The organism is Halalkalibacterium ligniniphilum, from assembly GCF_000334155.1.
Classification (GTDB): Bacteria; Bacillota; Bacilli; order Bacillales; family Bacillaceae_D; genus Halalkalibacterium; species Halalkalibacterium ligniniphilum.
The window spans coordinates 47,298-74,268 of the sequence record NZ_ANNK01000089.1 but is presented as its reverse complement, the minus strand read 5'-3'; the positions used below and the strand labels follow the sequence as shown (position 1 = coordinate 74,268).

Here is a 26,971-nt window from a genome sequence, read left to right as displayed (position 1 = left end):
CATAGAGACCCTTCGTATGTTCAGAACCGCTCGTTATATCGATGTAAGAGAAACACCAGGCAAACGCTCAGGTGCATATAATATGGGACTATACGGTGTGCACCCGTTTGTGCTATTAAACCACCGTGATGACTTAAATAGTATGTTCACGTTAGTTCATGAAATGGGTCATGCCATGCATAGCCATTACTCAAGCAACTATCAACCGCAAATCTCAGCAAGCTATACGATTTTTGTCGCAGAAGTTGCTTCAACTGTAAATGAGCTCCTTCTTATTCATTATTTACTTGCACAAAAAACAGATAGAAAATCTAGAAAGTATTTATTAAATCATTTCATTGATAAGTTCAGAGGTACATTTTTTACTCAGGTCATGTTTGCTGAATTTGAGAAGAAGACGCACGAAATGATACAGAACGGGGAGCCTTTAAATGCTGAAGTATTTAACAATTTGTACGAAAAGCTGTTTTGCGAATATCAAGGTAATATTCTCACCCTCGATGAGGAAGTGAAGTATGGCTGGTCACGAATCCCTCATTTTTATCGGCCTTTTTACGTGTATAAGTATGCGACTGGTTTTGCTTCAGCCATCCAAATCGCTGGCAACCTACTAAAAGGAAAACAAGAGACCGTTGAAGCATATCTTCATTTTCTTAAAAGTGGAAGTTCTGATTACCCACTTGAACTTCTCAACAAAACGGGTGTGAACCTATCAAAGCCTGGGCCAATTGAAGCTGCACTTAAACATTTCAACGAGCTTGTAAATGAATTTGAAAAACATTAATGATTTCTAATTCGGAGCTACCTGTAATAACGACCATGTTTCAATCGAAAAGATAAAGGATCTCGCACGGTGAGATCCTTTATCTTACTTCCAGCATTGATTCGTTCTTCATTACAGCATTTATGTGGTAACTTGGGGCTGGGACAAAAGAGCTTTTAGATGAGAAATCCGAACGTCATGATCGTTAGGGCATAGCATTCGCTTCGGAAATATGCTTCGCTTTCCGCGGGCGGCTGGTGAGCCTCCTCGTGCTTTTTGCACTGTGGGGTCTCACCCTTGCCTTTGATCCTGCAGGATTCTACATCTATTTCCTCCGCTAAGGTTGTGCGTTGTTCGCATTTTCAATCATACACGTTCGTTATATCCCAGCCTCTTTCTCAACTATTTTTATAAGGGCTTTGTATCCTGCACGTGTAAGCTTAAAATCCTCATCTACATAACCAGCATCCTCAAGCCCTTGACGAGTTTCTGGGGAAAGAGAACTACGAATCATTTGAATTTCTTCATTTAAATCATTAATGGAACCATTTGTTACTGACGTATGTTCTAATGAGGCTGCCAATTCCTTCATCGGATCCTCTTTGATAAAATATTTTTTCGTATCAAGTACCGCTTGCTGAATTTTGTTTTTTGCACTCATTAATTCTTGCATCATCGACGATACTTCAGTATCCTTTTGCTTTATTTTTTGGCGATATTGCTGCTTTTCCGCATCATCAAGCTTAGCCTTTGTTAAAAGATCCTCCAATAGCTGTGTTCGATCTAGATCAATTTGTTCAAGCTTCATCTTTTTCTCTTCCACTTCTTTTTGAAAGATCATGGTTTGCTGATTAGCAACCGACTCTTCTGCCCCTCCATGCTCTTTTAATGTTTGGCTTGAACGATAACCGTTAAGTTTCCGATTGACCTGAATCGCAAAGCCAACAAGAAAGAAAATCACAAAAAGTCGGTAAATAACCTCATTATAAATTGCGATATAGATGATACCTACAAATAATGCCAAAACGATACAGACAAAAAACCAATCTTTCACAGATGAAGGCCGAGATAGCTGTTTCATCAATAATGGTTTCTGTTTTTCACGTTGCTCCACTTTCAAAACTCCTCTACACTCGATATTCATTTGCAACATCAGAAGAGCACGCACTTGCCCAATAATGTTGCTTTTATAATAGTAGCATATTCCCCATAAGACCTTTGTGCTATTTTTCTTCCTTATTACAATGATTTCGGAAGCGTAATCGTAAATGTTGTCCCTTTATGCAACTGACTCTTCACAGTTATTTTTCCTTGATGTTGTTCAATAATTTGCTTCGTAATCGCAAGACCTAACCCACTGCCCCCGTGCCTTGATGAACGAGATTTATCAACACGGTAAAACCGATCCCAAATGTACGGTAAATCTGCTGAAGGAATGCCTTCTCCAGTGTCGGCTATCTTAATCAAGGTACTGCTAGTTGAATCCTCAATGATGACATGAATTCTTCCACCATTTGGCGTGTACCGCAAAGCATTTGTCAATAAGTTCATAAGCGCTTGTTCCATTCGCTCTGGGTCAATGGATGATTTTATATTTTCTTTTTCAACTAAAAGGTCTAACTGGATATTTTTTTGTGTCGCTTCTAATTGTAGCTTCTGAATTATGCTATTTAGCAACTCATTGAGATTTACTTCTGTAATCGTCATTGGAAGCTTGCCTTCTTCAAGCTTCATAAGTTGAAAAAGGTCATTTACTAGTCGTTCCATTCGAATGGCTTCACTATGAATAATGGCAGATTGTTCCTTCACTTCTTCTACGGAAACATTCTTCTCTTTCATCAGTGCAGAATACGCTTTAATATATGTGAGCGGTGTACGTATATCGTGTGAGACATTCGATAAAAATTGTTGCCTTGTATCGCTATATTCCTTTAACTGCTTTGCCATTGAGGAGATATGTTTCATTAAGTCGCCAATCTCATCGTTTCCTTTTGCAGAGATGTTAATGTGAAAGTCTCCCTTTGCAATTTTTTGTGTATAGTCACGTGCTTCTACTAACGGATCGGTGATTTTTTTTGATAAAAACACAATCAGTACAGCTGACAACAGAAAAGCTAAAGCTCCCATTGCAAATGTTATCACGAACAACTGTGTTTGCGCTTGTTCGAAGCTACCCGTTTCTTGATCGATAAACAAATATCCATATCCATCATTACCCACTTTTATCGGAATATATGACCAAACATGTGGAATATGTTCAGGTATTGTTTCAACAAATTCTGTTTTTCCTCTTTCCTGATCTTGTGACACTAACCATGAAGTATAGTGAACAAGGCTCGATTCACTTAGTGGATGAGTACTATTTATCACGTTTAAATCTTGGTCAAAAATAATAAAAAAGCTTTCCGTCTCCCTTTTTTCCATCACAACTACGTGCTCTAATGTTGATGTATGAAAATCATTTTCAATGACATCTCGATGAGCAGCCAATCGATGTTCGATGTCCTCTTTTAATTGTTGTTTATAAAACGACTTGGACACATTATAAAACGAGAAGCTCATACCAACAATTACAAGCATCGTTGATAAAAACACAAGGAAAGACAACTTTGCTGAGAGCTTCATTGCTCATGCTCTCCCGGCTCCATCAACTTGTATCCGATGCCCCATACCGTTTCAATGATATTTTTTTCAACGCCTACTTTTTTTAATTTCTCACGTATGTTTTTTATATGCGTATCGATATTCCGGTCAAATCGTTCATCGGCATGGTCCCATTCCAATGAAAGTAGCTCCTCTCGCGTATAGACTTGTCCTGGATGTAAAATAAGGCGTGATAATAGCTGGTATTCTTTTTTAGTCAAGATTAGAGGCGTTTCTTTAAATGAAATTTGTTTTTTTTCATCATCAATTGACAAGCCAAAAATTTGCTTTTTAGACAGTGGCTCTTCTACCTGCTGAAAACGTCGAAGAACAGCTTGAACCCTAGCGACAAGCTCTTTCGGTTCGAATGGTTTTGTTATATAATCGTCTGCACCACTATTTAAGCCTTTTACAACATCATCTGTATCACCTAATGCCGTGAGGACAATAACAGGTAGAGAATGGTTAAATGTGCGCAACTCTTCTAAAACTTGAAAACCATTCATTTCAGGCATCATGACATCGAGCAGCATAAGATCATATGGTGTCTTTTTCACTTTCTCAAGCGCTTCCTTTCCTGATGAAACACTTTCAATGCTGAAATCATTAGACTGGATGCAAACGGCAATTAGCCTTTGCATCTGAATTTCATCGTCTACAATCAAGATCCTTTTCATTTTTACCACCCCATATACATTATCATACCGTAAGAAGGGCAGTTGTGGATATGTTCCACACTGCCCTCCCTCTGGGAATCTAGTTATTTTGATTGGACTGCCGCGGCCTTCTCCGTCAAGAATCCATCATCATGTAATTAGTGTTAAAAGGTACTTTATCAGTTAATTATGAAGAAAAAATGAAGAAACACTTTTTTTATATCATCATCAATTTTTGGTTCAATAAAGAAAGTCCGAGCCAAACCATGGTGACCTTGCTAATAAAAAATTCATTCTTATACAGTAGGTAGCTCAATATCAACAATTGTTCCAAAGCATCTTTTACTTAAAATACGGAAAGTTCCATTATGTTCTTGAACAATTTTTTGACTCATTGTTAAGCCTAAACCAATTCCTTTTTCTTTTGTCGTATAAAATGGTGTGCCTATCATCGATAGCTTTTCTTTCGTGATACCCTTTCCATTATCAATCACCCGAATCCGTACATTCGATTCTCGAAACAGTTCAATTTTTATCAGAATTTTACCAAATTTAGGAGTGGCCTCTAAAGAATTTTTTAAAACATTGATCAATAGCTGCTTTAAATGGTTTTCATTTCCGATAATTTGTGTTTTTTCACTATCAACATGACGAATTTTAATGGAAATGTTGTGCAATATTGCTTGGGTATCGAATAATTTGATTGTATTATGAATGATTCGATTTAAATTAAGCCGTCCTAATGGTACTGATTGAGGTTTGGCAAGTACCATAAATTCATTGACAATAAGCTCGATACGATTTAGTTCTGAAAAAACAATATCCCAATACTCTTTGTTCAATTCTGAAGGCAACTGTGATTGAAAAAGCTGTAAAAACCCTTTAATAGACGTTAATGGATTCCGAATCTCATGGGCCACCCCCGCTGCTAACTGTCCTACTGCAGATAATTTATCAAGTTTCCGTATTACTTCTTCATTTTTTTTTCGTTCCATTATTTCACGGCAGACGACCAGGAAACTATATCCTTCTTTTTGGCAAACAATTTTTTTCCTATCGCTTCAAGCCAAATTTTTGAACCGTCACAACGAAGGTGTCTAAATTCAACTCTTTGTACCTCTCCTGATACGAGTAATGTTTCAAATGCCTTTTCGACTTTTTCTCGCTCAGGTCTGTTAACGAGGTCGAATAAATTCATACCGAGAATCGAAGCTGGCATATAACCTAGCATTTTCTTATATGAAGGAGATGCATATTTAATGATTCCATATTGATCGACGATACTTATCATTTCAGACATATTATCAGCTATAATCCGATAGCGGGATTCACTCTCATGCAATTCTTTTTCATGACGTTTTCTCTCAGAAACATCGTTAAAAATCGTTAAGGTTGCTGGTTCATTATTAATATAAATGGAGGTTGAAGTAGACTCTAATGACATCGGTTTCCCATTGAGTTTGTGCCAAACCCCCTCCTGTAATCTTCGTTTCTTACTTTGTTTTTTTACCGTTTCTCTATCTTTTATGTGAAAAAAAGTATCGATGTTCTCACCAATAAACGAATGTTTATTTGTATGACCTATCATTTTCAAAATTTTTGGGTTTGAATACAAAATTTTTTCGTGCTGATGTACCAGTACGCCTAAAGGAAGAACCTCAACCAACTTACGGTATCGTTCTTCACTCTCTGCTAGTTTTGCTTCATAGATTTTTTGTTTTGTGATATCTCGCAACACACAAAGAGTCCCAATTATATTTTGATTTGCGTCATAATAATTTGTGTAGGTAGCTGATACATAAACAATTCTACCGTCTTTATGGATACGCTTTGTTTCAAAGTGAGAAAAACTTTTTCCATTCCATAACTGCTTTTGTATCGATGCAAATTCATGCGTACATTCCTTTGGAATAACGGTTAGCTCTATGGAAGTTTTTCCGATCACTTCATTTTGGTCCCAGCCAAGAAGTTGTGTATAGGCACGATTGGCATAGATGACCTTTCCCTCTAAACTTTTTATAGTGATCCCATTCTCACTTCCATCCATAATTGATTTCATACATCCACTTGCAAAAATATCGTTGTTTGAAGAGAAAGATTCTATTTTTTCAATAGAACAAATGATTAACAAATCGTATTGATTCGGTTTTGCTAAAAAAGGGATAATTTTAACATGGTATGTGTTCACGTTTCCTTTTTGGTCTATTTCCAAACTTAACTCTGTCTTCAAATGAGTCGTGCACACTTTAGCGCACATACTAAAAAGCGGCTTCATGTGTGGAAAGGAGGTGGCATGCAACACATATCCACCCTTTACATCGTCTGAAAATTGAAAAATTTTTTTCGCCAAGGAATTATAGCAAGTAACCTTCATTTGCTTTCTTTCATTTATTGAAATCAGCAATACTCCATCGGACGTTTCTTCAAACAAAGTAGCTAAAATTGATTCTGATAACGCTTTAGCCTTTTTTAGCAAGGTCATCACCTCTTTCTATGCCTGAACAATACGTGAAATCAAATAATCTTTTTAATCTCAAAATTAAAGCGCTTACATTTTTGAAACTAATTTTGCTCTACTAACTGATGTTCATTTTTCATCCTTTAGAGAACGTCTGTTTACATATTTTATCATAAAAAGTCGAATGGTAAGATCTTTTTTTAACCTTTCATCATAACAGCTAGAGATTTCTCACAAGAGTTAACAGAGTCGTTTAAATATTAGTGGTACAAGTTTTTTTTTTGAATAAATATAAAAGCAATTCTTGTTTTTTCTGGAGGGTAGTAAATACATGAGTGTCTTTTTGAGTTACATCGTTCTAGGCCTATCTTTAGCTGCTCCAATGGGTCCTGTTAATGCAGCACAATTAGATCGAGGCGTCAAATACGGATTTCTACATGCTTGGTTGGTCGGATTAGGAGCTATCTTAGCAGATGTTATTTATATGGTTCTTGTCTATTTCGGTCTTGTTCATTTTCTTGAAATTCCGTTTATGCAAACCTTTCTATGGTTATTCGGGTTTTTCGTTCTTGTTTACACAGGTGTGGAAACGTTGTTCGGGGCAAAACACATTGCTTATACCTCTCGTAGAAAAGACGAAACTTATTTAAAATCATTTTTAACAGGCTTTTTGATCTCGCTTTTAAATCCTCTAACGATCCTCTTTTGGTTAGGTATTTTCGGATCTGTTTTAGCGAAAACAGCATTAACATTCGGAACAAATGAGTTGTTTCTTTATAGTAGCGCGATCTTTATTGGGCTTCTTTCATGGGATGTCATGATGGCAATCGTTGCTAGCAGCTTCCGTCAATTTTTAATGAAGGGTTTGCTTACTTTTACCTCCATCATTTCCGGGTTATTTTTAATTGGTTTTGGTGTTTATTTTGGGTTGCAAGCGTTTAGGGCACTAATAAGTTAAACAGGGACAGTCACCCAAATTCCTTTTTTTCAATAGGATAAAGATTGAAGGAGGAATTTGACATGACTCAACTTTTGAAGGGGAATGCTTCCATTTCAGAGTGTACTTCATTAAAAGATTGGCAACAGAAAGCCTTACAGCAATTTGCTTTCAAATTAACCAATTCAAAATGCCTTTTTCCTTGTATTCCAGCAACACAAGGGTATCATTTTTGTCATTTTCAGTACGGGTTTGCTAGCGATCCTAGAACTTTTGAATCTTCTAAAGAGCTGGCTACAATGTTAAAAGCATATGGAAAAAATTCTCAAGATTTCGGCAAATATTCCTCTCTCATTATCTTTTTTGAAACGCCAAATGACTTGGTTGAAAACAATACAATTGAGGATTTTGAATGTTTATTTTGGTCTCTCTTAAAAAATGTACATTCGTTTGATGAAAAACCATGGCCAAAAGAAATTCCGAAAAACCCGTTCCATCATGCGTGGGAATTTTGTTTTGACAATGAACGTTATTTTATATACTGTGCGACTCCAAAGCACCAATTAAGGCTAAGTCGGCATTTTCCTTTTTTTCTTTTAGCCATTACACCTCGGTGGGTATTAGAACAATTTCATTCCGATGAGAATAAAAGCGAAAGAACAAAAAAGTTAATTCGAGAACGTCTGTTGGCCTCTGATCATATCGCTCCTCATCCAGAATTAAAATGGTATGGCCAGAAGGATAATTATGAATGGAAACAATATTTTTTGCGTGACGATAATTCTCCAAAGTCAGCTTGCCCATTTGCACATCTTTGGAAAGACTAATAAAGAGACTATGATTGTGCAAAATCTTCTTTCTTCCATTTTTGCTTCATTATGAGCGTAAGTAGGATAATGATTGTGATGAAACCGATGCTAATGAAAAATCCAACCCGACTTGTTTGATGGACACATGCTCCACTAATGGCAATAAATAGTAACACAATACCTATCCATTGTTTCAACTTTCCCATGTCTTTTATTAACCGTCCTGAAGAGAAAAGAATAAACAGCCAGTTATAAAGGAGCATCAGACTCGCAGCAGTTGTAAAATACGTATAAATCTTGTTTGGCATGATGAAGGCAAAGATGATGGAGATAACTAATCCAATGGTACTGAATCCAATAGCGGGTAATGCTATATCCTTCTTCACTTTTTTAGAAAAAATCGCTGGGGCATCACGATCTTCAGCTAATGTAACTAGGATGCTTGTGATAGCATAAAGAGAAGCAACCATCGTTGAAAAACCTGCAATGATAAGGACACCGTTAAATACATGTGGAACAAAAGCGAGATTAAATGAATGTAACGCCGTAATAAATGGGCTTTCGTTAGTATCCACTGCTTTCCATGACATCATCGTTATTACTAATCCAATTGAAATCAAATAGATAATGGATAAGAGAATCAACATCACTCTTCCTGATTTGGCAATGTCTTGTTTATTTTTTAATCGAATTGCCAACAAACCAACGATTTCAATCCCGCCAAAAGTATAATATCCATAAATTAATGACGACCATAGACCTTTTAGTCCTGTTGGAAAAAAGTCATGGTAGTGATTTGGGATGTTAAATTGGCCCTTACCACCTCCAAATATACCGAAAATCGCAGCAAGTGAAAGGATAACAAACATCAATATAGCTGCGAGCTTCATGAGTGCAAATACATTTTCAATTCGATCAAACCCTTTTGAACCTGTAAGTACCACAAGGATTCCAAGAAGTCCAAAGAAAATTGTAAAAATCCACATTGAAAGATCTGGGAACCAATAACGAGAAAAAATTGAAAGGGCAGTTAGTTGGCTACCCATGATTAACAATTCAGACGACCAATATACCCAGCCACTTGTGAAGCCTGCCCATCGACCGTACGCTTTTTTAGCATACGTTCGAAAGGACCCTTTTTCAGGGTCCATCATCGTTAATTTTGCTAGTACGTCAAATACAATATAACTACCGCATGCAGCAAGGATAAATGAAAGCAAAACAGATGGACCTGTCATTTGAATTGCGATACTTGATCCAAGAAAAAACCCTGTGCCAATGATACAGCCAATGCCAAGCAAAGAAAGTTGCCACCACGCTAACCATTTCTTAGGTGCTTCGCTTTGACGTTGTTTCATCAATCACTCACCCCCCTTCCTGACTCTATTGTTTAACGGCTTCCTATTTTTATTCGACAAATATGCATATTTCATTTTTCTTCGACTTTAAATTTAGCCATAAGAAAAGCACCTCCAATTATTAGATCGTGTCTATCAATTGGGGTGCAGTTCAAAAACAGGAGTTTTTTGCTTGATTATTTATAACTAATACTGATTTTTTTAGCAGCATCACTTGCTTGCGCACGCGCCTTTTCAACGGTTTCAGCTGTACTTAATGTTACGGCCATTCGGCGTCCAACGCTCGTTTTAGGTTTACCAAAAACCCGGACCTGTGTGTTAGGCAACGCTAATACTTGATCGATTCCTGAAAGCTGATAGTTATTAGATTCTTCCCATGCTTTAATCGCATGACTCGCACCAGGTGCATGTAAATGAATGCTTGGGATAGGGAACCCTAAAATGGCTCGAACGTGCAATGCAAATTCAGATAAATCTTGCGTAATTAATGTGACCATCCCAGTATCATGTGGTCGCGGTGATACTTCACTGAAATAAACATCATTTTCAGTTAAAAACAATTCTACACCAAATAGTCCAAAGCCACCAAGAGCGTCAGTGATTGTTTTTGCAATATGCTCTGCTTCAGCAATCTGTTTTTCAGACATATGATGCGGCTGCCATGATTCAATATAATCGCCATCTTTCTGAATATGACCAATCGGTGGACAAAACGCCGTACCTGAAACTGAACGAACAGTCAATAATGTAATTTCAGATTCAAAGCGAACAAATTCTTCGACAATCACTCGAGTATTTCTTCCTCGGCCTCCTTGAATGGCTTGATTCCAAGATGCCTCAATCTCATCCAAAGAGCGACAAACCGATTGCCCCTTCCCTGACGAACTCATGATTGGTTTGATTACACAGGGCGTTCCAATCACTTCAACCGCAGCCTTTAGCTCCTCAAACGAGTTAGCAAACTCATATTTAGCAGTTCGCAAACCAAGCTCTTCACTTGCTAAGCGTCTGATGCCCTCTCGATCCATTGTTAATTTGGTTGCGTAAGCAGTCGGGACTACATGATAACCTTCCTGCTCTAATTCGACTAATGTTTCTGTTGAAATCGCTTCAATTTCTGGTACGATGAGATCGGGTTTCACTTGTTCAACTAACTGACGTATCTCTTTCCCGTCTAGCATATCCACAGTATAGGAATGATGAGCAACCTGCATAGCTGGTGCATTCTCGTATCGGTCAACTGCAATCGTTTCGATACCTAGTCGCTGTGCTTCGAGAACCACTTCTTTGCCAAGCTCTCCAGATCCTAGTAGCATTATTTTTTTCGCTTGTTTTGCATATGGTGCTCCGTACATATGTATAACCCTCCTACAATCATTAAGCATATAGCTATCATAATCTTATTTCATGCGTAAATTCAAGAACTTTTCAATCAATTTCCGAACAAATTTATTATAAACCGAAGAAATTGTTCATTATTTCGTGAATTTAGTACTAAGACCTTTCGTTTCAAATAAAAAGACCACCCTAAAAGTGGTCAAAACCTTCCATTGCATCCATGTTGTCTTTAATTAAATCAATGATTGTGCCAGCCTCACCTTTGCTGAAAATAAACGTACTTTCATCTTCAATATCATCATTTCTATCTGTCTTAATCCTACTTAACCGATGTAAGACACCGTCACCTGTTTCAGAAATAACACCGAACCGATAAGAGATCTCAACTTCCTCCATCTTTTGATATGCAATGACTTTAGGAGTAATCCAGTCTACATCCACAACGATTTCTTCTTCAAGGTTATTCTCTGCTTTGTCATTAGTTTCGTATTCATCCATCAATTCATGGAACGCCTCGTGAACAGCATCGATAATTTCCTCAATGTCCTCCAGGATCACTCGTGATAAATGTTCTGTATCAATGTCATATGACTCCATGTAAAAAATTTCATTACTAGGGTCAAAAAAAAGGGTTGAAAAATATGTTCGTTCGCCATCTTTATCTTCCACGAAACATTCAATTCGAGGATGTTTTGCGGCTCGTTCTATTGTCATTTGTGCAAATTCGTCAAATTGTTCACAAATAGACTCAAGAGAATCTTGTAGCTCACTACAAACACGATCAAACCATTCCAGTGACATTTTGAACACCCTTTCTTTTTCCCATCTCGAACGCTTTGTAAAGCGACATTCTAATTGTTAGCCTCATTTTTTTTACATTAATAAACCATAGGAGAATTGACAACCCTCACCTTCTTTCTTGAAATTATATCGTAATCCCTTCTCTCATTATGGTTACTAATGAAACGAAAAATCATACCTTTAATTTCAATGAGTATCTATAGAACCATCAAGTTAGCTTCGTCAATTCTATGCTTTTTACCGTGATTGATATTTCGGTTCCCCTCCCTGCTTTTGAGTCAATCATGAACTCTCCGTTTAAAACTAGGCGCAGGAGCTAGTCATTATCGAATGTATTTTTTTCTAATCCTTTAAAAAAGACGTTAGACCTTATTGGTTCTAACGTCTTTTTATTCAGTAATTGAAAAAACGATTTATTGATTAAGATACCGGTAAATATTTACAGATAAATGCAAGTCAAGCATGCTTTGACTATCTTCAGGGTCGATATCAAGGATTGAATAGATTCGTTTCAAGCGATAAGATAATGTATTTAGATGAATATGTAAAGATTGAGCTGCATTTTTGATATTTTTGTTATGATCTAAATAAACAACAAGTGTTGCAAACAAATCAGATTGCTTTTGACAATCATACTGTAGTAGCGGCTCTAATGTTTCATGAATAAAATCCCTGAGTTCTTCCTTCGAATTTTGTAATAAAAGCCTTTGAGCACCAAGATCTTGATAATTAAGGATCTCTGTTGTTAGGTCATATCCCTTCATGAATTGTAAGCATTTTGTTGCTTCATTCAAGGTCTTTTTAATTTGTTTTAACCCTTGGAAGGATCTTCCTACACCTACAATGGGGACAATGCTCCAATCTCTTGACTGGATATACTCCTTCACATGGTGAATTAACGTATTAATTGTTGTACGAATATGAGCGTTTCCAAGCTTCTCATCAAAAGATAAAATGGCCGTGATATTATCATGCTTCGCAACAACCATCCCATTTTTTACATACTCGTCAATATAACGTTGAATCACTTGTAATAAATATCGTTCAAAAGTAGGCCATTTTTTTGCGTCAATTTTTTGCTCTTGAAAATTAATAATCAATGCTACATGAAAATCATTTTGCTGGAAATGTAAATGCTTAGCTCTTTGGTAAAAAGCCTCGTCCATATTCCCAGACAAAATGACATCGATAAACTCTCCCCTTAACGCCTGTTCAGTATCAAAAACAGCTTGATTTTTTAAAAGCATTAACGAAACAACTGTGCAAGCATGACTGAGAGCGGCAATTTCAAGCTCGGGCACCGTTTGTTCTGAAACGATAACTAAACCTCCGAGCAGCCGTTGTTTAGAACCAACTGGAAATGCAACGATTTTTTTGCTTTTAACAGATTGGGAAGAAAACACAAAGGTTTGATGGCGGTTAAATGCTTGCCATGATAATTGTACTTCCTTTTCGAGAGAATCGATTAACTCTTCTGAAAACCACTCATGTTTTGACAAAGCAACAATTTCGCCAATTTCATCGAAGAGAATAGCCGGATAACCAATCTGTTCATTAATATATTGAAGAATGGAATCAAGCCCTTCACCTTCTAAGACCAGATCTGACAATTGATTGTGGAGCTCAATTGAGCGTTGAAGCATAAGGTTCTGTTCAACAATTCGATTGTTCAGTTCTTTTAATTCTCGAAACTGTTGTTGCTGAACGCGATAAAGGTTTGCCTTTTCAAGAGCAACTGCTGCTTGATGGGCAATCGCTTCAAGCAAATCCATATCTTCTTGAGTAAACTGCCCATCTTTTTGAAAACAATCGATGGTGATGACACCAATTCCTTTGCCATTACGAATAATCGGGGCACAGATTGCTGCATAGGGATAATGCTCCATCGATAACTCCATATACTCGATATTTTTTTCAGACATGGATAGTACGGTTTTTCGTACTTGATCTTGGGTCGGAAACAACAAGCAGCTTTTTGCAAGAAAGGCTAAACCAGTCATTGACTCACCTGGCTTTAACTTTACATTTTCAATGATCATAGGGTCAAAACCTTGCGAAGATTTTGCAATGAGGGCATCTTCTTCCTTATTGTATAGAAATAAAACACCTCCATCGGCTGCATCAATTGCATTAATCGTTTCTTTCATAATCGATTGAAAGATTTTATCAATACTAAGTGAGCTATTTAATACGTTTGAGACATCAATTAGCAAATTTAACTGCCGCTTACTCAGTGTTTCATTCATACCTGTCACCTTAACTTCCTATTTCTTAACTACTTGTCACAACAGCACCTTTTTCGAGATACTGGAGCGTGACAGACGCTAAAATTTTTGCAGCAAGGAGCATTGCTCTTTCATCAATATCAAACTTCGGATGATGGTGTGGAAACACAATCCCCTTCTCGGCATTTCCCGCCCCTGTAAAGAAAAATGCACCTGGTATTTCTTGTAGATAATAAGCGAAATCCTCTCCCCCCATCACCGGTTCCATTTCTCTCACATTATCTTTTCCAATTATATTGATTGCCTGTTGTTTCACGAGCTGTGTTTCATCTGCGTGGTTTATAACAGCTGGATACCCTTTTCTATAATCAAAAGAATAGCTAGCACCTGCAGCGTCACAAATTCCCTTTGCATGACGTTCAAGCTTTGCAATAATATCTTCCTGTACCTCTTCTTCAAATGTCCGAACCGTCCCAATCAATTTCGCAGAATCAGCAATCACATTAAATGGACCTCCTGATTGGAACGCACCGAAACTAATTACCGCAGATTTAAGAGGATCGATGTTGCGGCTGATAATTTGCTGGACCGATTGAACATACGAGGACGCAACGACAATCGAATCAACCGTTTCGTGAGGAGATGCGCCATGTCCACCTTTTCCTTGAATGTTAATTTCAAATGAATCAGCCGCTGCCATTATCGCACCTGAGCGATAACCGATTTCACCATATGGAGACGTTGACCATAAATGTGTGCCGAAAATGACATCTACTCCATCTAAGCAGCCATCTGCGATCATTTCGATGGCGCCTCCAGGAGTTACTTCTTCTGCGTGCTGATGAATAAAGACAATCTTTCCAGCAAGCTGCTCTCGCTCTTCAGATAAAGCCTTTGCTAATACGAGCAACGATGCCGTATGTCCATCATGTCCGCAAGCATGCATTACACCAGGAACCTTTGATTGATAATCACACTTGGTTTCTTCCTGTATTGGTAATGCGTCAAAATCAGCACGAATCGCTACCGTTTTTCCTGGCTTAGTCCCATGAAGAGTGCCAACGACACCTCGACCACCTACCCCGCGTCTTACTTCTATACCGAGTTCCTCTAAATAATCAGCAATTGTATTCGGTGTATGCACCTCTTGAAATGAAAGTTCTGGATTTTGATGAAAATAGCGACGCAATGACACCATCTCTGGATATAATTCTTCCAATCTTTCTAACAATCTTTCTTTTAACATAAGAACCCCTCGTTTCTTGTATAATAAATCATTTACCACAATAATTATACTATTTAAAACATTGCTTCTCTATGTTATAATCATCAACTTAAATTGATTTCTTTTGTATAATCTCACAAAAAAAATTAAAATAACCTAAATATCATTCTTCTATTATCTGCATATTCATATTTGTTTGTAAATGCACACAATTAAACTGATTATTTTTCGTGACAATTCCAATACAATACCTTGTAATATAATATCATTCGATAAATCAGAATATTTTTATAAAAGAAAGGGGACAACCATGAGTCAGCCTACACCACAAACAAATCAACCACCCTCTAAACAGAAGGGAGTTTTGAACGTCTTTCTGAACGTCATTGAACGAGTCGGAAACAAGCTACCTGATCCAGTAACACTCTTTATCATTTTTGCACTTCTTGTCATTATTGCTTCTCATTTTGTTGCACAGGCTGGAGTTAGTGTCGTGAACCCCGCAACAGACGAAACGGTCGAAGCCATTAGTTTAATGAGTGCAGAAGGTCTTAGAATGATTATGACCAACATGGTTAAAAACTTTGCAGAGTTTCCACCTTTAGGACTCGTACTCGTGACAATGATCGGAGTAGGAGTTGCAGAGTCTGTCGGACTAATTACAGCCTTACTTAAAAAAATCGTCCTTGGCTCTCCAAAATCGTTAATTACCATTTCAATTGTAACCGCTGGTATGTTAGCAAATATTGCAGGCGATGCTGGCTTTATCGTCTTGCCTCCTATTGCCGCTCTCGTCTTTATGAGTGTTGGACGTCATCCAATTGCCGGAATGGTTGCAGCTTATGCTGCCGTTGCCGGTGGCTTTAGTGCCAACTTTATCGTAAATATGCTTGATGCTTTATTAGCTGGCTTTACACAAGGGGCGGCGCAAATTATTGATCCAAACTACATTGCAAACCCTGCAATGAACTGGTATTTCTTAGCTGTTTCTGCCTTTATTCTTATTCCAATTGCAGTCTTTATTACAGAAAAAGTCGTGGAGCCACGCCTCGGTGAGTATAAAGGTCCACAAATGAAATTAGAGAAACTCACAAAAGTCGAAGGAAAGGGACTCATGTGGGCTGGAATCGCGACACTTGCTTACATCGCGATCATTTCACTTATGATTATTCCAACGAATGCCCCATTGCGTGCAGAAGATGGCGGAATTATCATTTCTCCTTTCATGAACTCACTCGTTCCGATTATTATGGGATTGTTTTTACTCCCCGCCCTTGCATATGGTATTGTCACTAAAGAGATTCGCTCTGACAAAGACGTTGCTGAAGCAATGGGAAAATCGATGGGAACAATGGGAATGTATATTATTTTAGCGTTTTTTGCAGCGCAATTTATTGCTTATTTCAATTGGAGCAACCTTGGTGTTATTCTTGCTATCTCAGGTGCCGATTTCTTAAAAAGTATGAATTTTACTGGCCTTCCCCTTTTGATTGGATTTATTTTAATTAGTGCCTCACTAAATATGTTTATCGGCAGTGCCTCTGCAAAATGGGCGATTTTAGGACCTGTATTTGTTCCAATGTTCATGCTTTTAGGCTACGATCCGGCATTTACTCAATTGGCTTATCGTATTGGTGACTCGATTACGAATCCAATTACACCAATGTTTGCTTATTTTGCTATACTTCTAGCGACAGCTCGTCGTTATGATAAAAATCTTGGTCTTGGTTCATTGATTGCTGTCATGATCCCATATACGATTTTCTTTGCAATATTCTGGATCGCACTATTTATCATCTGGTATTTAATAGGCTTGCCGTTAGGACCTGGCTCAAACATTCACTTACCATAGCACAAATTTGAAAGGTTGATTTTTCATGGACAATGTATTTTCAAAAGAACGTTTCCTTACTTCGTTAAATGCATGCAAATCATACAAAAGCTTAGACGCTACTCTATTAGCAGAACGCCTATCAGAGCTCGCTGAAATTGGTCGTACAAAACAAGGTGGAATTAGCCGCCTTGTTTATACAGCTGAAGAAAAGCAAGCAAAGCAGCGATTGACAAAATGGTTAGAAGAACTAGGACTCGTTGTGCGAGAGGATGCAATCGGTAATCTACTCGCTCTCTATGAGGGAGAAAATCCAGAGCTTCCTGTCGTCATGACAGGATCACACCTTGATACCGTTCCAAACGGCGGCGCGTTCGATGGTGCACTTGGGGTTCTGAGCTCACTTACCGCCATCGAAGGCTTAATTAAAGAAGGTAAACGACCGAAGCGTTCAATCGAATTGGTTGTATTTGTAGATGAGGAAGGTACTCGTTTTAAAAATGGTATTTTCGGTAGTCGGGTGATGATGGGTGAAGTGACATACGATGACTTGCTTCGGTTTGAAGATGAAGAAGGAATCAAATTAGTTGATGCGATTAAGGAACAGGGCCTATTCCCTGAAAAAATCAAAGAAACCCACTATCCAAAAGAAAACATCCATGCATTTGTGGAGCTTCACATCGAACAAGGTAAAATATTAGAGGAAAATCAAGAGAAAATTGGAATTGTGAAAGGGATCGCGGGTCCTTCTTGGCATTCTTTCACATTTGTTGGCGAAACAGACCATGCCGGAAATACACCTATGACTCACCGAAAAGATTCCGTTGCAGCAGCTGCAGAACTAATATTAGCTGTGGAGCAAATTCCTCCAAAAGTTAGTAAAACCGCTGTAGCAACTGTTGGAAAAATGAACGTGCACCCGAACGGCTCTAATGTCATCGCTGGTGAGACGACTATTACTGTAGATGCTCGTGACATTGATGAGGACCTTCGTGAACAAATGAACCGTCAAATTATTAATGCAGCCAATAAAATTGCAGAAAAACGGGGCCTTTCTTTAGAGCATAAAACCGAAATTACGATCCCGCCTGTTCTTGCACCACAAGCCATTCAAGATGCAATCAAACATGCATCTGAAGCGTTAAAGCTCCCTTACCGTTATGTCATAAGCGGAGCAGGCCATGATGCGATGATTCTAGGAAAATACGTTCCTTCTGGAATGATTTTCGTACCGAGTGTTAACGGAAAAAGCCATAGTCCAGAGGAATTTACACATCTCGACGACTGTCTTGACGGCATTGCTGTATTAAAAGAAACGTTGTACGAATTAGCTAATCAATGAATCGTGACAGAAATTAGGTCTGACTCTCAATTCGTCAGACCTACCTTTCTATTTTTTCGATTTTTATAAAAAGACAGTGGTAGGTTGCTTTGATCTGCTCATTTTCTTTATAGTTTGTTTCATAAACGTTTACAAGCTCTTTAAATAATGAAGGGCGCTGACAATAAGCTTCTTGATTACTATTATTTGCACCGATTTTTTTAATAGATGTAAAAAAGTCTCTTACTGTTCTAAAAAACTCGTATTCCTCTTTTTCACTCGCTTTAATGTAAGAAAATCGTTTTGCATCCGCTGGTATTGAATTTGTACAAACTTTTTTTAACTCTGTTAAAGAATAAAAGGATGGTCCTACTCTACTATTGTTCTCGATCCTAAGGATTTGAGTTGCTCTCTCAAAACTCGCATGAAGCTCTTTAAATGTTTGACATCCAAAAGTGGAAAAACAAAGTACACCCTCTTTTTTCAATAAAAGCAAAAGACCGTGTAACGTATTTTCCAAGTTATTGAACCATTGAAATGTAGCATTGGAAATAATAACATCGTACTCACCTTGTAGGGCGATTTCTTCAATATCTCCACAAATAAACGAAACCTTTTTCTCTTGAAGTCTTTTTTTCGCTGCTTCGATCATTCCTGGAGCCAGATCGACGGCTGTAATTTTAGCCTCAGGAAATTTTTCAGACAACAAAGAGGTTAAATAACCTGTCCCACATCCTACTTCAAGAATTCTCAGTGTGTTTGAAGATTTTTTCAGGTCAGTTGGAATCAAGTTCATTAAGTATTTGGCCATTCGCTTTTGAACATTTGCATATTGGTCATAGGTTGTTGCATGCTGACTAAACCTCTTTTGTAGTAATTGCTTATCAATCATACAAATCACCTTCTTGAATAAAGCGATTCACCAACAAGAGACATTCTGCCTTTTTTGTATAAAACGGCATATGACCAACCTTCGATAAAAGAGCTAACTTCGTTATTCCACCATGGTTTTCAGCGATATAAGAAGAGGCTTGTGGAGGGCATATGGAATCTTCCTCTCCGTGGATTAACAAAAGCGGAGTTGAGATCATTGAAAGCTTGCTTCGATTATCAATTTTGATTAAATAATCCAAACCGTGAAGTAATGATGGAACGTCTTTATTTTGAAAATGCTTGTTAACAATCTCTTCAGAAAACGTAAGATGACGCTGTTCTTGTTGCTCAGTAAGTGAAAACATTCGTTTATAAAAATCGTTTAATGTAGCTTCCTTGTCCTTTATAAGACGGTGCCTCATTCGTTCAACCATTCGGGTATCCCATCCGTACGTATAGTCCCCTTCGATTGTAAATTTGCTAGTAGCCCCAAAAAGAATTAATCGAGAAACACTACAAGGATACTCTGCAGCTAGCTCGATGGCGACTAAGGAGCCGAGTGACCAGCCGATGATCATAACTTCTTGGTCTTTATGAGCATTAAGCTCTCTAGCTGCTCGAGCCTTGAACTCAGCTGCGGAGCAGATTTCCTGCCAGTCAATAAACAAGAACTCAAGTGGACCTTCCAACCCTTCACAAATTGAGAACCAAACGGCAGCGTCCATCCCCCATCCAGGTAACAACATGATCTTCTTCATAAAATAACCCCCAGTTCTTTTCCAACTGATGCGATCTTGTCTACTGCCCAAGCCAGCTCTTCAGCATCATGCTCAGAAGTTAAAGCAAAACGGATTCTTGCTTCGCCATTTGGAACCGTTGGTGGACGAACAGCAATCGCAGCGATGCCTGCTTCTTGCAAACGCTCGCTAAACTCTATTGTTTTTTCATTCGACCCAATACGAAGCGGAATGATTTGAGACGTACTATTGCATGTGTCAAAACCATATAAGGACAAAGCTTCCCGAAAATCATCTGACAAGGTTTGTAGTCTTTCACGACGATCAGGCTCTTCTTGAACAAAGTAAATGGCCTCCTGAATCGAAGCAAGAATCATGGGAGGTAAGCCTGTTGAGAAAATAAAGCTTCTCATCTTATTTTTTAAATAATCAATGATATATGGTTCTCCTGTTACATAGGCCCCGTAACATCCCATTGCCTTGCTGAAGGTTCCCATCAAAATATCAATCTTTCCCTGTAGATTCACTTCATAGCTATAGCCTTCTCCATTCGGTCCATACACGCCACTACCATGAGCTTCATCGACCATCAATATAGCATTGTAACGCTCTTTTAACGTAACTAAATCAAGGAGTAACGCTTTGTCGCCATCCATACTAAATATTGTATCTGTTACAATCAGTTTACGTTTATCCTTAGGTGTCTTTTTGAGCAGTGCCTCTAAATGAGTCATATCGTTATGCCGGTACCGTTTATGTTCTGCCCTACTTAAAATACTTCCATCTACGATACTCGCATGATTGAATTTGTCACTAAAGACTACCCCGTTTCTCCCTATCACCGCAGAAAGAATCCCAATGTTTGCAGCATATCCACTATGTAAAATAAGACTTGCTTCAGCACGCTTCCATATTTTTAAAGCATTCTCCGCTTTTTCATATAATGGATGATTACCGACAATTAAGCGTGAGGCGGTTGCACCGACACCATACTCTGTTATCGCACGGATCGCAGCTGCTTTTAATCGTTCATGTCCGGATAAGCCTAAATAATTGTTCGAAGCAAGGTTAAGCAAACGGCGCCCCTTCATCGTCAACCACCGTTTGTCCGCATCTCTGACAGTGAATAATTCTCTTTTTTGCGCTTTTTGCTCGAATGCATCAAGTTCATTTAATATGTCTTGTGACCACATTTGTCCTCACTCACTTCATTTTTTTATTGAGTGATCAATCCATTGATTGAAAGTCTCTTACCTACCATCTCAATCATCGTTTTTCGTTCAATCTGGTCCATCCATGGTAACGTTCCTAATACAGGCACATGTCCAAACTCTTCAATTAATCGAGGATTTGTTTCCTCTGCAATGCTTTTTTTCTCTTCATGCAATCCATTTATAATAACTCCATTGACAGTAAGACCCATATTTCGAGCAGCTTCAATGGTTAATAATGTATGGTTCACCGTTCCCAACCCCGGTCTAGCAACAATAACTAAAGGGAAATCAATCATTTTCGCCACATGTCCCGTATAATAGCTTGCTCCCATGGGTGCCATGAAGCCACCAGCACCTTCTACTAGAAAAAATTCGTGCTTGTGATTAATCTCTTTCCAAGCTTGTTCCACCTCTTCCATTGATATGGAAATCCCTTGTCTTTTTGCGGCAATATAAGGAGCCAGGGGTTCGTCAAATTGAAAAGGGTTGATTTCTTTTAATGAACTGGAATCTTTTGACATCTTTTTCAAAAGGGAAGCATCGCTATTTGGGTCCTCTCTTTTCAAACCACTCATCATTGGTTTAAAAACACCTATATCGCATCCTTGATTTTGAAAGTATGCCGCCAAGCTTGCCGCCACAATTGTTTTTCCTACTTCCGTATCTGTTCCTGTAATAAATAATCCTTTCGGCAAACAAAATCCACCTCCTGTCTTGAGCAAATCCTCACGTACTTTCTTTATTAGCTCAAGTTATTTTCAGTTATTTTCCAAACGGATGTTTTCATAATGTCTACCATTGCTTTTAACTCTTCCTCTGTACTTGAGAGGGGCGGCATGAAAACTAAAACATCTCCCATCGGCCGTGACAGCATGCCTTCCTTACGCATTTGCAATGTAACGTGATAACCCAATCTCTCCTCTTTTGAAAAAGGTTGCTTTGTTTTTTTATCCTTTACTAATTCAATCCCTACCATAAATCCAAGCTGGCGAATATCACCCACATGATTTAAATTAAGTAAATCATTTAATTCGTTCTGTAGAAATTCAGCTTTCTTACTGACCTTGTCAACCAACGCTTCATGATCAAATAAATCAAGATTTGCTAATGCCACTGCACAGCCTAGCTGGTTACCTGTATAGGAATGCCCGTGGAAGAAGGTTTTCATTTCTGTGTAATCAGCATAAAAGGCTTGATAAATTTGTTCACTCGTCAAGGTAACAGCAATTGGCAAATAACCGCCCGTAATTCCTTTTCCAGCTGTTAAAATGTCTGGAACAACGTGTTCATGCTCACAGGCAAACATTTTCCCAGTTCTTCCAAATCCAGTAGCTACTTCATCAAAAATGACGAGAACGTTGTATTCTTTACACAAGCGCTTAACACTTGATAAAAACCCTTCTGGCATGCGTATCATACCACCTGCCCCTTGCATCATCGGTTCTACAATAAGGGCAGCCGTTACTTCATGATTTGCCTCTAACGTTTCTTTTAATTCCTGCAAGCACTCTTTTAAGCAAGTTTCCGCGTCTCCGCTTGGGTGGCGATACACATACGGATAACTAACTTTGAAGCTCTCAAACAAAAGTGGTTGATAAATTTGATGGAAAAGATCAATCGACCCTACACTTACGGCACCCACAGTATCTCCATGGTATCCGTTTTTCATCGTAATAAAACGATCTTTCCCCTCTACACCAATATTTCGCCAATATTGAAACGCCATTTTAATGGCAATTTCTACTGCTGTAGCTCCACTATCAGAATAAAACACTCGATCCAAGCCCTTAGGAGTAATGTGAACAAGCCGTTCTGCTAGTTCAGTTGCCGGAACATTCGTCATGCCTAACAAGGTAGAATGAGAAATTTTATCTAGCTGATTACGGATTGCCTCATCCAATTCTTTCTTTCGATGGCCATGGACATTTAACCAGACAGATGAAAAACCATCATAATATTCTTTTCCCTCAGTATCCTTTACTTTGACGCCATCCCCACTCTCGATAATTAGTGGATTTTCATCATAATCTTTCATTTGGGTAAAAGGTAACCAAAGATGCTTTTTACTTGCGTCAACTAATTCAGCATGTGTAAACAAATGAACCACCTACCATTCATCATTTATTACAAACTTTATATGTTAACCGTTTTAATAAATTAGTTAACATATAAATTAATAGTAAAGTTTGTTAGGTTTCCGGTCAAGAAAAGTTTGAAAAGATGGTGAATCATCTTATCATTTGGTTGTCTAACAAAATAGAAAAAGTTCTTTACAATAGATTCCTGAGCATTTTTAATAAACTCTATTTTCAGATAATAAAATTGCATGGATTATTTTTTAGACAAACAAAAAGCTTGTAAAGATAGTCTACTACCTTTACAAGCTTTGCTATTATCTTTCAACCAATACAGGTTGAGTCTGAAAGAAGTTTTTCAGAAAAACTCTCACTATAATATCTCTTCATTATTGTCTGACGGTACGGCTCGTAACTGCAAAGCCACCGTCAATATTTGATAGTTATCCATCTCAAGAACAGTCCAACGATTTTCGCCTTGCTCAATTGAATCGTTTGGCATTGCATCGATTTTCTTTAGTTGGAACCATCCACCTATTGTATCAACATCGTCACTGTCTTCAAACGTAATTCCAAACTGCTTTTCAATATCAGACAGTAAAACACGGCCATTGATATGATAGACGTCCTCACTTTTTTGTTGAATATCTGGAATCTCATCAGTATCAAATTCATCACGAATTTCCCCAACGATTTCTTCCAAAATATCCTCCATCGTAATAATACCGGCTGTGCCACCGTACTCATCAATGACCAAAGCAATATGAACTCGATCTGATTGCATTTTAAGTAATACATCTTGAAGCGAGGTACCTTCGTGAAACACAGGCATCTCGTGAACACATTCAACTAACTGACTATGACGACCTGCTGCGTGGTTTGTAAGCATTTCCTTAACATTAACAAACCCAATGATATGGTCTTTGTCCCCTGCCTCGGTTACTGGGTAACGTGTATACTTATGTTCATCTAGAATCGCAATAATTTCCTCATGATTCATCGTCTGTTCCAACGTTATCATTTGAGTACGAGGAACCATGATGTCTTTCGCAACTCGTTCATCGAACGTGAAGATGTTCTCCATGTAAGATAATTCTGTTTGGTTAATTTCACCACTATTAAAGCTCTGCGTCATAATTATTTTTAATTCTTCTTCAGAATGTGCCTGCTCATGACCAGCAGGTTGAACTCCGAATAAACGAAGTAATACTCGTGCCGATCCATTTAACGTCAAAATGAGTGGATACATGACCTTCCCAAACCAATATAGCGGACGAGCAAGCAACAGTGTCATCTGTTCTGCAAATTGAATGGCTAATGACTTCGGTGCAAGCTCACCCACCACGACATGAAGAAATGTGACGATTGAAAATGCCACTACAAATGATATGACCGTCGATAAAGATTGCGGAACTCCAAAACTATCAAACAAAGGATACAAAAGTCTTTCAACAGTGGGCTTTCCTAACCAACCAAGACCTAATGCCGTTACAGTTATCCCGAGCTGACAGGCAGAGAGATAATAATCTAAGTTATTAGCCACTTTTTTGGCAATGACCGCTTTCTTGTTGCCTTCTGCGATTAATTGTTCAAGCCGTGACATACGTACTTTTACAACTGCAAATTCTGAACCTACAAAGAAAGCCGTTAATGCAATAAGAAGAGCAACTAATAAAAGATTAATAGTTAAAATTATGTCCAATTACTTCCCTCAAAAGAGGGGTTCACCTCCGAAAATTTCAAAGTAATATTAAAAGCTGTTTGACACTTGAAAGTTTTTCCTTAAGCTCCTTATATACGAGCTGTTTTTCATTTTGAGGAATATTTTTCATTGCTTCCTCAAGTGAAGTTAATTTTTTCTGTAAACAATTAATTTCTTCTTGAACTTCGCATAGTATTGGTACAATTTCGTCATTACTTGACTTTTGCATCGTGGCAGCAATTTCAACGAGAGACATTCGTTGTTTTTTTAACAATTTAATTCGCTCTAATGTTTCAAGGACACTGTGATGATAGAGTCGATAATTTGCAGAAGAACGCTCAAATGCTAATAATCCTTCTCGTGTATAATAGTCTATCGTTCTCGTCGATAAACCACTTAACTCAGCAACTTGCCCAATACGAAGTAAACCCTTCCCAAGATCCATCGCCCCCCCTTAATATATACACATATAATCAACATATCATTTTTTTCAAAAACCGTACAGTAAAACGTTAGACTTTAAACTATTATTTCTTATACTATTCAAAACTGCTGAAAAAAAGTCCGAAGAAAAAACAAACCCACCATTAACGTGGGTTTGTTTTTTGCTACTTACTTCGTTTTTAAACGGTAGGAAAGCTTTTTGAATTGAAAGTAAAGAAAGCATCCAACACAAAATCCTAATAATGCAACGGTTGCTGCTGTAGTAACCATTCCGACAAATATCCAAGCAATCCAGTGCCCAGTTGTGATTAAAATAATAAGCGCTATCCCTAATAGGCTTGTTGCAATACGTTGATTAAACTGTTGCAACACTGCAGCTTCTGTTTCATCCTTAGACAAATCCTTTTTGATCAATAATTTTGCTAATCGAAAAGCAACGTTCGCTTTTGGTCCAAAAAGAAGAGATAGGGATGTAAGAATAAACGTCATCGCAACAATCCATACGTTTTGAAAAACAATTGCCGCTAACGTTAGTGTCACCAGCAATGTTTGATTCGCTTTAATCAAAGTTACAGGAATTTCTTTCATACGATTCCCCCCCTTTTTTTAAAATTAATCATTTGACCTAATTGGCTTTTCCTTATTATATGATACTCATTCAAAGAAAAAAACAAATCCAACTTCTCTTATATGAATCTATAATTTTTTTTTAAAGATAAGCAAGGATAACCTTTCAAAGCTGTGGAGCAACTCATAAAAATTCTAAAAAAGCTTACGAAGGGGTTGGGACAAAAGAGTTTTTATTTGATGAGAAATCCGAACGTCATGATCGTTGCTGCATCGCATTCGCTTCGGAAATATACTTCGCTAAGGTTGTGCATTGTTCGCAATTTCAATCATACACGTTCGTTATGTCCCAGCCTCTTTTTTAAGAAATTATGCCCCATAATGCTTGATGAACCACTCTCTAGCTAGTTCTATTTCTTCTCTTGTCAATTCATGACCACCTTCGCCCCAATGCTCTGTTACATTCGCACCAGCAGCTTTTAAGTTGGCAACTAGCTCTTTCGTTTCTGCTGCTGGAATGAGAGGATCACGCTTACCCGCACCAATAAAAATTGGAAGACTCGAAAGCTCAGGTATCTCGACTCCACGACGTGGAACCATGGCATGAAACAGGACTGCACCATTTAGTGATTTGTTATGGTGATAGATGAGACTTGCAGCAATGTTGGCACCGTTTGAATAGCCGATTGCAACAAGGCTCCTGCGATCAAAATGATAATTTTGAGCTGCCTCATCTAAAAATTCATTTAGCTCTTTTGTTCGAAAGATTAAATCCTCTTCATCAAAAACCCCTTCAGCAAGACGATGAAAGAAACGAGCCATTCCGTTTTCAACAACGTTCCCTCTTACTCCTAAAACAGAAGAAGCAGGTGCAATCATATCTGCAAGTGGTAGGAGATCACGTTCATTACCACCTGTACCGTGAAGAAGCAATAAAGTAGGCGCATTTTTATCTTGACCTTCAATAAATACGTGTTCCATTTGTTATCCTCCC

Annotated in this window: 24 protein-coding genes; 5 read left to right on the top strand and 19 right to left on the bottom strand. The window is 38.0% G+C overall.

Going from position 1 to position 26,971, the window contains the following annotated elements; genetic code table 11:
* Nucleotides 1–784: M3 family metallopeptidase (locus tag BLT_RS0110105; RefSeq protein WP_026105061.1), on the top strand; the 784-nt coding region annotated here is incomplete at its 5' end.
* 358 nt (nucleotides 785–1,142) lie between these two features.
* Here the strand turns inward: BLT_RS0110105 and BLT_RS0110100 are convergent.
* The 5 genes from BLT_RS0110100 to BLT_RS22670 all read right to left on the bottom strand — a co-directional run bounded on the left by BLT_RS0110100 (nucleotide 1,143) and on the right by BLT_RS22670 (nucleotide 6,193).
* Nucleotides 1,143–1,877, bottom strand: coding sequence for a hypothetical protein (locus tag BLT_RS0110100; protein ID WP_017727676.1), 735 nt, complete (start codon nucleotides 1,875–1,877; stop codon nucleotides 1,143–1,145).
* A gap of 125 nt (nucleotides 1,878–2,002) precedes the next feature.
* A complete protein-coding gene (locus BLT_RS0110095; protein ID WP_017727675.1) occupies nucleotides 2,003–3,388 on the bottom strand; it encodes a sensor histidine kinase in 1,386 nt (461 codons plus the stop codon).
* The gene (locus tag BLT_RS0110090; RefSeq protein ID WP_017727674.1) at nucleotides 3,385–4,083 is read right to left on the bottom strand and encodes a response regulator transcription factor; all 699 of its coding nucleotides are present in this window, start codon (nucleotides 4,081–4,083) and stop codon (nucleotides 3,385–3,387) included. The genes BLT_RS0110095 and BLT_RS0110090 overlap by 4 nt, the downstream gene beginning before the upstream one ends.
* Nucleotides 4,084–4,358: 275 nt before the next feature.
* Complete coding sequence (locus tag BLT_RS22675) at nucleotides 4,359–5,057, bottom strand: ATP-binding protein (RefSeq protein WP_017727673.1); 699 nt, start codon at nucleotides 5,055–5,057, stop codon at nucleotides 4,359–4,361.
* Nucleotides 5,057–6,193 (bottom strand): PAS domain-containing protein, encoded by a 1,137-nt coding sequence (locus tag BLT_RS22670; RefSeq protein ID WP_161603242.1) that lies wholly within the window; start codon nucleotides 6,191–6,193, stop codon nucleotides 5,057–5,059. The genes BLT_RS22675 and BLT_RS22670 overlap by 1 nt, the downstream gene beginning before the upstream one ends.
* A gap of 658 nt (nucleotides 6,194–6,851) precedes the next feature.
* On the opposite strand from BLT_RS22670, the gene BLT_RS0110075 reads away from it, so the two are divergent.
* Nucleotides 6,852–7,478, top strand: coding sequence for a LysE family translocator (locus BLT_RS0110075; protein ID WP_017727671.1), 627 nt, complete (start codon nucleotides 6,852–6,854; stop codon nucleotides 7,476–7,478).
* Nucleotides 7,479–7,540: 62 nt separating this feature from the next.
* The gene (locus BLT_RS0110070; RefSeq protein ID WP_017727670.1) at nucleotides 7,541–8,284 is read left to right on the top strand and encodes a YqcI/YcgG family protein; all 744 of its coding nucleotides are present in this window, start codon (nucleotides 7,541–7,543) and stop codon (nucleotides 8,282–8,284) included.
* Nucleotides 8,285–8,292: 8 nt separating this feature from the next.
* Here the strand turns inward: BLT_RS0110070 and BLT_RS0110065 are convergent, their stop codons facing one another.
* The 5 genes from BLT_RS0110065 to BLT_RS0110045 form a co-directional block, all read right to left on the bottom strand.
* Nucleotides 8,293–9,624, bottom strand: a complete 1,332-nt coding sequence (locus tag BLT_RS0110065; protein WP_017727669.1) for an amino acid permease — start codon at nucleotides 9,622–9,624, stop codon at nucleotides 8,293–8,295.
* 176 nt (nucleotides 9,625–9,800) lie between these two features.
* A complete protein-coding gene (gene purT / locus BLT_RS0110060) occupies nucleotides 9,801–10,979 on the bottom strand; it encodes a formate-dependent phosphoribosylglycinamide formyltransferase (RefSeq protein ID WP_017727668.1) in 1,179 nt (392 codons plus the stop codon).
* A 172-nt stretch (nucleotides 10,980–11,151) separates the two neighbouring features.
* Nucleotides 11,152–11,763, bottom strand: a complete 612-nt coding sequence (locus tag BLT_RS0110055) for a hypothetical protein (RefSeq protein ID WP_017727667.1) — start codon at nucleotides 11,761–11,763, stop codon at nucleotides 11,152–11,154.
* A 413-nt stretch (nucleotides 11,764–12,176) separates the two neighbouring features.
* Entirely contained in the window at nucleotides 12,177–14,009 is a 1,833-nt protein-coding gene (locus BLT_RS0110050; RefSeq protein ID WP_017727666.1) for a helix-turn-helix domain-containing protein, read from the bottom strand.
* A 25-nt stretch (nucleotides 14,010–14,034) separates the two neighbouring features.
* Nucleotides 14,035–15,234 (bottom strand): M20 metallopeptidase family protein, encoded by a 1,200-nt coding sequence (locus BLT_RS0110045; RefSeq protein ID WP_017727665.1) that lies wholly within the window; start codon nucleotides 15,232–15,234, stop codon nucleotides 14,035–14,037.
* 289 nt (nucleotides 15,235–15,523) lie between these two features.
* Here BLT_RS0110045 and BLT_RS0110040 point away from each other — a divergent pair, with 289 nt between their 5' ends.
* A complete protein-coding gene (locus BLT_RS0110040) occupies nucleotides 15,524–17,065 on the top strand; it encodes an AbgT family transporter (RefSeq protein ID WP_017727664.1) in 1,542 nt (513 codons plus the stop codon).
* Between the two features lie 25 nt (nucleotides 17,066–17,090).
* On the top strand, nucleotides 17,091–18,386 hold the full coding sequence (locus BLT_RS0110035; RefSeq protein WP_017727663.1) for a Zn-dependent hydrolase: 1,296 nt from the start codon (nucleotides 17,091–17,093) through the stop codon (nucleotides 18,384–18,386).
* A gap of 40 nt (nucleotides 18,387–18,426) precedes the next feature.
* Here BLT_RS0110035 and bioC read toward each other — a convergent pair whose 3' ends face one another.
* The 9 genes from bioC to BLT_RS0109990 all read right to left on the bottom strand — a co-directional run bounded on the left by bioC (nucleotide 18,427) and on the right by BLT_RS0109990 (nucleotide 26,958).
* Nucleotides 18,427–19,257 carry a malonyl-ACP O-methyltransferase BioC gene (bioC, locus tag BLT_RS0110030; RefSeq protein WP_017727662.1) on the bottom strand — a complete coding sequence of 277 codons (831 nt, stop codon included), beginning with the start codon at nucleotides 19,255–19,257 and terminating at the stop codon, nucleotides 18,427–18,429.
* Entirely contained in the window at nucleotides 19,250–19,996 is a 747-nt protein-coding gene (locus BLT_RS0110025) for an alpha/beta fold hydrolase (RefSeq protein WP_017727661.1), read from the bottom strand. Before BLT_RS0110025 ends, bioC begins: the two co-directional genes overlap by 8 nt.
* Nucleotides 19,993–21,168 (bottom strand): 8-amino-7-oxononanoate synthase, encoded by a 1,176-nt coding sequence (gene bioF, locus BLT_RS0110020; protein ID WP_017727660.1) that lies wholly within the window; start codon nucleotides 21,166–21,168, stop codon nucleotides 19,993–19,995. Before bioF ends, BLT_RS0110025 begins: the two co-directional genes overlap by 4 nt.
* Nucleotides 21,169–21,191: 23 nt before the next feature.
* Nucleotides 21,192–21,884 carry a dethiobiotin synthase gene (gene bioD / locus BLT_RS0110015; protein WP_017727659.1) on the bottom strand — a complete coding sequence of 231 codons (693 nt, stop codon included), beginning with the start codon at nucleotides 21,882–21,884 and terminating at the stop codon, nucleotides 21,192–21,194.
* Between the two features lie 47 nt (nucleotides 21,885–21,931).
* On the bottom strand, nucleotides 21,932–23,287 hold the full coding sequence (gene bioA / locus BLT_RS0110010) for an adenosylmethionine--8-amino-7-oxononanoate transaminase (RefSeq protein WP_017727658.1): 1,356 nt from the start codon (nucleotides 23,285–23,287) through the stop codon (nucleotides 21,932–21,934).
* A 350-nt stretch (nucleotides 23,288–23,637) separates the two neighbouring features.
* Entirely contained in the window at nucleotides 23,638–24,966 is a 1,329-nt protein-coding gene (locus tag BLT_RS0110005) for a hemolysin family protein (RefSeq protein WP_017727657.1), read from the bottom strand.
* A 37-nt stretch (nucleotides 24,967–25,003) separates the two neighbouring features.
* The gene (locus tag BLT_RS0110000; RefSeq protein WP_017727656.1) at nucleotides 25,004–25,411 is read right to left on the bottom strand and encodes a MerR family transcriptional regulator; all 408 of its coding nucleotides are present in this window, start codon (nucleotides 25,409–25,411) and stop codon (nucleotides 25,004–25,006) included.
* Nucleotides 25,412–25,578: 167 nt separating this feature from the next.
* Entirely contained in the window at nucleotides 25,579–25,998 is a 420-nt protein-coding gene (locus tag BLT_RS0109995; RefSeq protein WP_017727655.1) for a DUF4395 domain-containing protein, read from the bottom strand.
* A 348-nt stretch (nucleotides 25,999–26,346) separates the two neighbouring features.
* Complete coding sequence (locus BLT_RS0109990; protein ID WP_017727654.1) at nucleotides 26,347–26,958, bottom strand: alpha/beta hydrolase; 612 nt, start codon at nucleotides 26,956–26,958, stop codon at nucleotides 26,347–26,349.
* Nucleotides 26,959–26,971: the final 13 nt, after the last annotated feature.

What these genes read in the sequence shown, in the direction of transcription:
- BLT_RS0110095 (WP_017727675.1), bottom strand. Translation starts at nt 3,388, where the DNA reads ATGAAGCTCTCAGCAAAGTTGTCTTTCCTTGTGTTTTTATCAACGATG.
- BLT_RS0110090 (WP_017727674.1), bottom strand. Translation starts at nt 4,083, where the DNA reads ATGAAAAGGATCTTGATTGTAGACGATGAAATTCAGATGCAAAGGCTA.
- BLT_RS22675 (WP_017727673.1), bottom strand. Translation starts at nt 5,057, where the DNA reads ATGGAACGAAAAAAAAATGAAGAAGTAATACGGAAACTTGATAAATTA.
- BLT_RS0110075 (WP_017727671.1), top strand. Translation starts at nt 6,852, where the DNA reads ATGAGTGTCTTTTTGAGTTACATCGTTCTAGGCCTATCTTTAGCTGCT.
- BLT_RS0110070 (WP_017727670.1), top strand. Translation starts at nt 7,541, where the DNA reads ATGACTCAACTTTTGAAGGGGAATGCTTCCATTTCAGAGTGTACTTCA.
- BLT_RS0110065 (WP_017727669.1), bottom strand. Translation starts at nt 9,624, where the DNA reads ATGAAACAACGTCAAAGCGAAGCACCTAAGAAATGGTTAGCGTGGTGG.
- purT (WP_017727668.1), bottom strand. Translation starts at nt 10,979, where the DNA reads ATGTACGGAGCACCATATGCAAAACAAGCGAAAAAAATAATGCTACTA.
- BLT_RS0110055 (WP_017727667.1), bottom strand. Translation starts at nt 11,763, where the DNA reads ATGTCACTGGAATGGTTTGATCGTGTTTGTAGTGAGCTACAAGATTCT.
- BLT_RS0110050 (WP_017727666.1), bottom strand. Translation starts at nt 14,009, where the DNA reads ATGAATGAAACACTGAGTAAGCGGCAGTTAAATTTGCTAATTGATGTC.
- BLT_RS0110045 (WP_017727665.1), bottom strand. Translation starts at nt 15,234, where the DNA reads ATGTTAAAAGAAAGATTGTTAGAAAGATTGGAAGAATTATATCCAGAG.
- BLT_RS0110040 (WP_017727664.1), top strand. Translation starts at nt 15,524, where the DNA reads ATGAGTCAGCCTACACCACAAACAAATCAACCACCCTCTAAACAGAAG.
- BLT_RS0110035 (WP_017727663.1), top strand. Translation starts at nt 17,091, where the DNA reads ATGGACAATGTATTTTCAAAAGAACGTTTCCTTACTTCGTTAAATGCA.
- bioC (WP_017727662.1), bottom strand. Translation starts at nt 19,257, where the DNA reads ATGATTGATAAGCAATTACTACAAAAGAGGTTTAGTCAGCATGCAACA.
- BLT_RS0110025 (WP_017727661.1), bottom strand. Translation starts at nt 19,996, where the DNA reads ATGAAGAAGATCATGTTGTTACCTGGATGGGGGATGGACGCTGCCGTT.
- bioF (WP_017727660.1), bottom strand. Translation starts at nt 21,168, where the DNA reads ATGTGGTCACAAGACATATTAAATGAACTTGATGCATTCGAGCAAAAA.
- BLT_RS0110000 (WP_017727656.1), bottom strand. Translation starts at nt 25,411, where the DNA reads ATGGATCTTGGGAAGGGTTTACTTCGTATTGGGCAAGTTGCTGAGTTA.
- BLT_RS0109995 (WP_017727655.1), bottom strand. Translation starts at nt 25,998, where the DNA reads ATGAAAGAAATTCCTGTAACTTTGATTAAAGCGAATCAAACATTGCTG.
- BLT_RS0109990 (WP_017727654.1), bottom strand. Translation starts at nt 26,958, where the DNA reads ATGGAACACGTATTTATTGAAGGTCAAGATAAAAATGCGCCTACTTTA.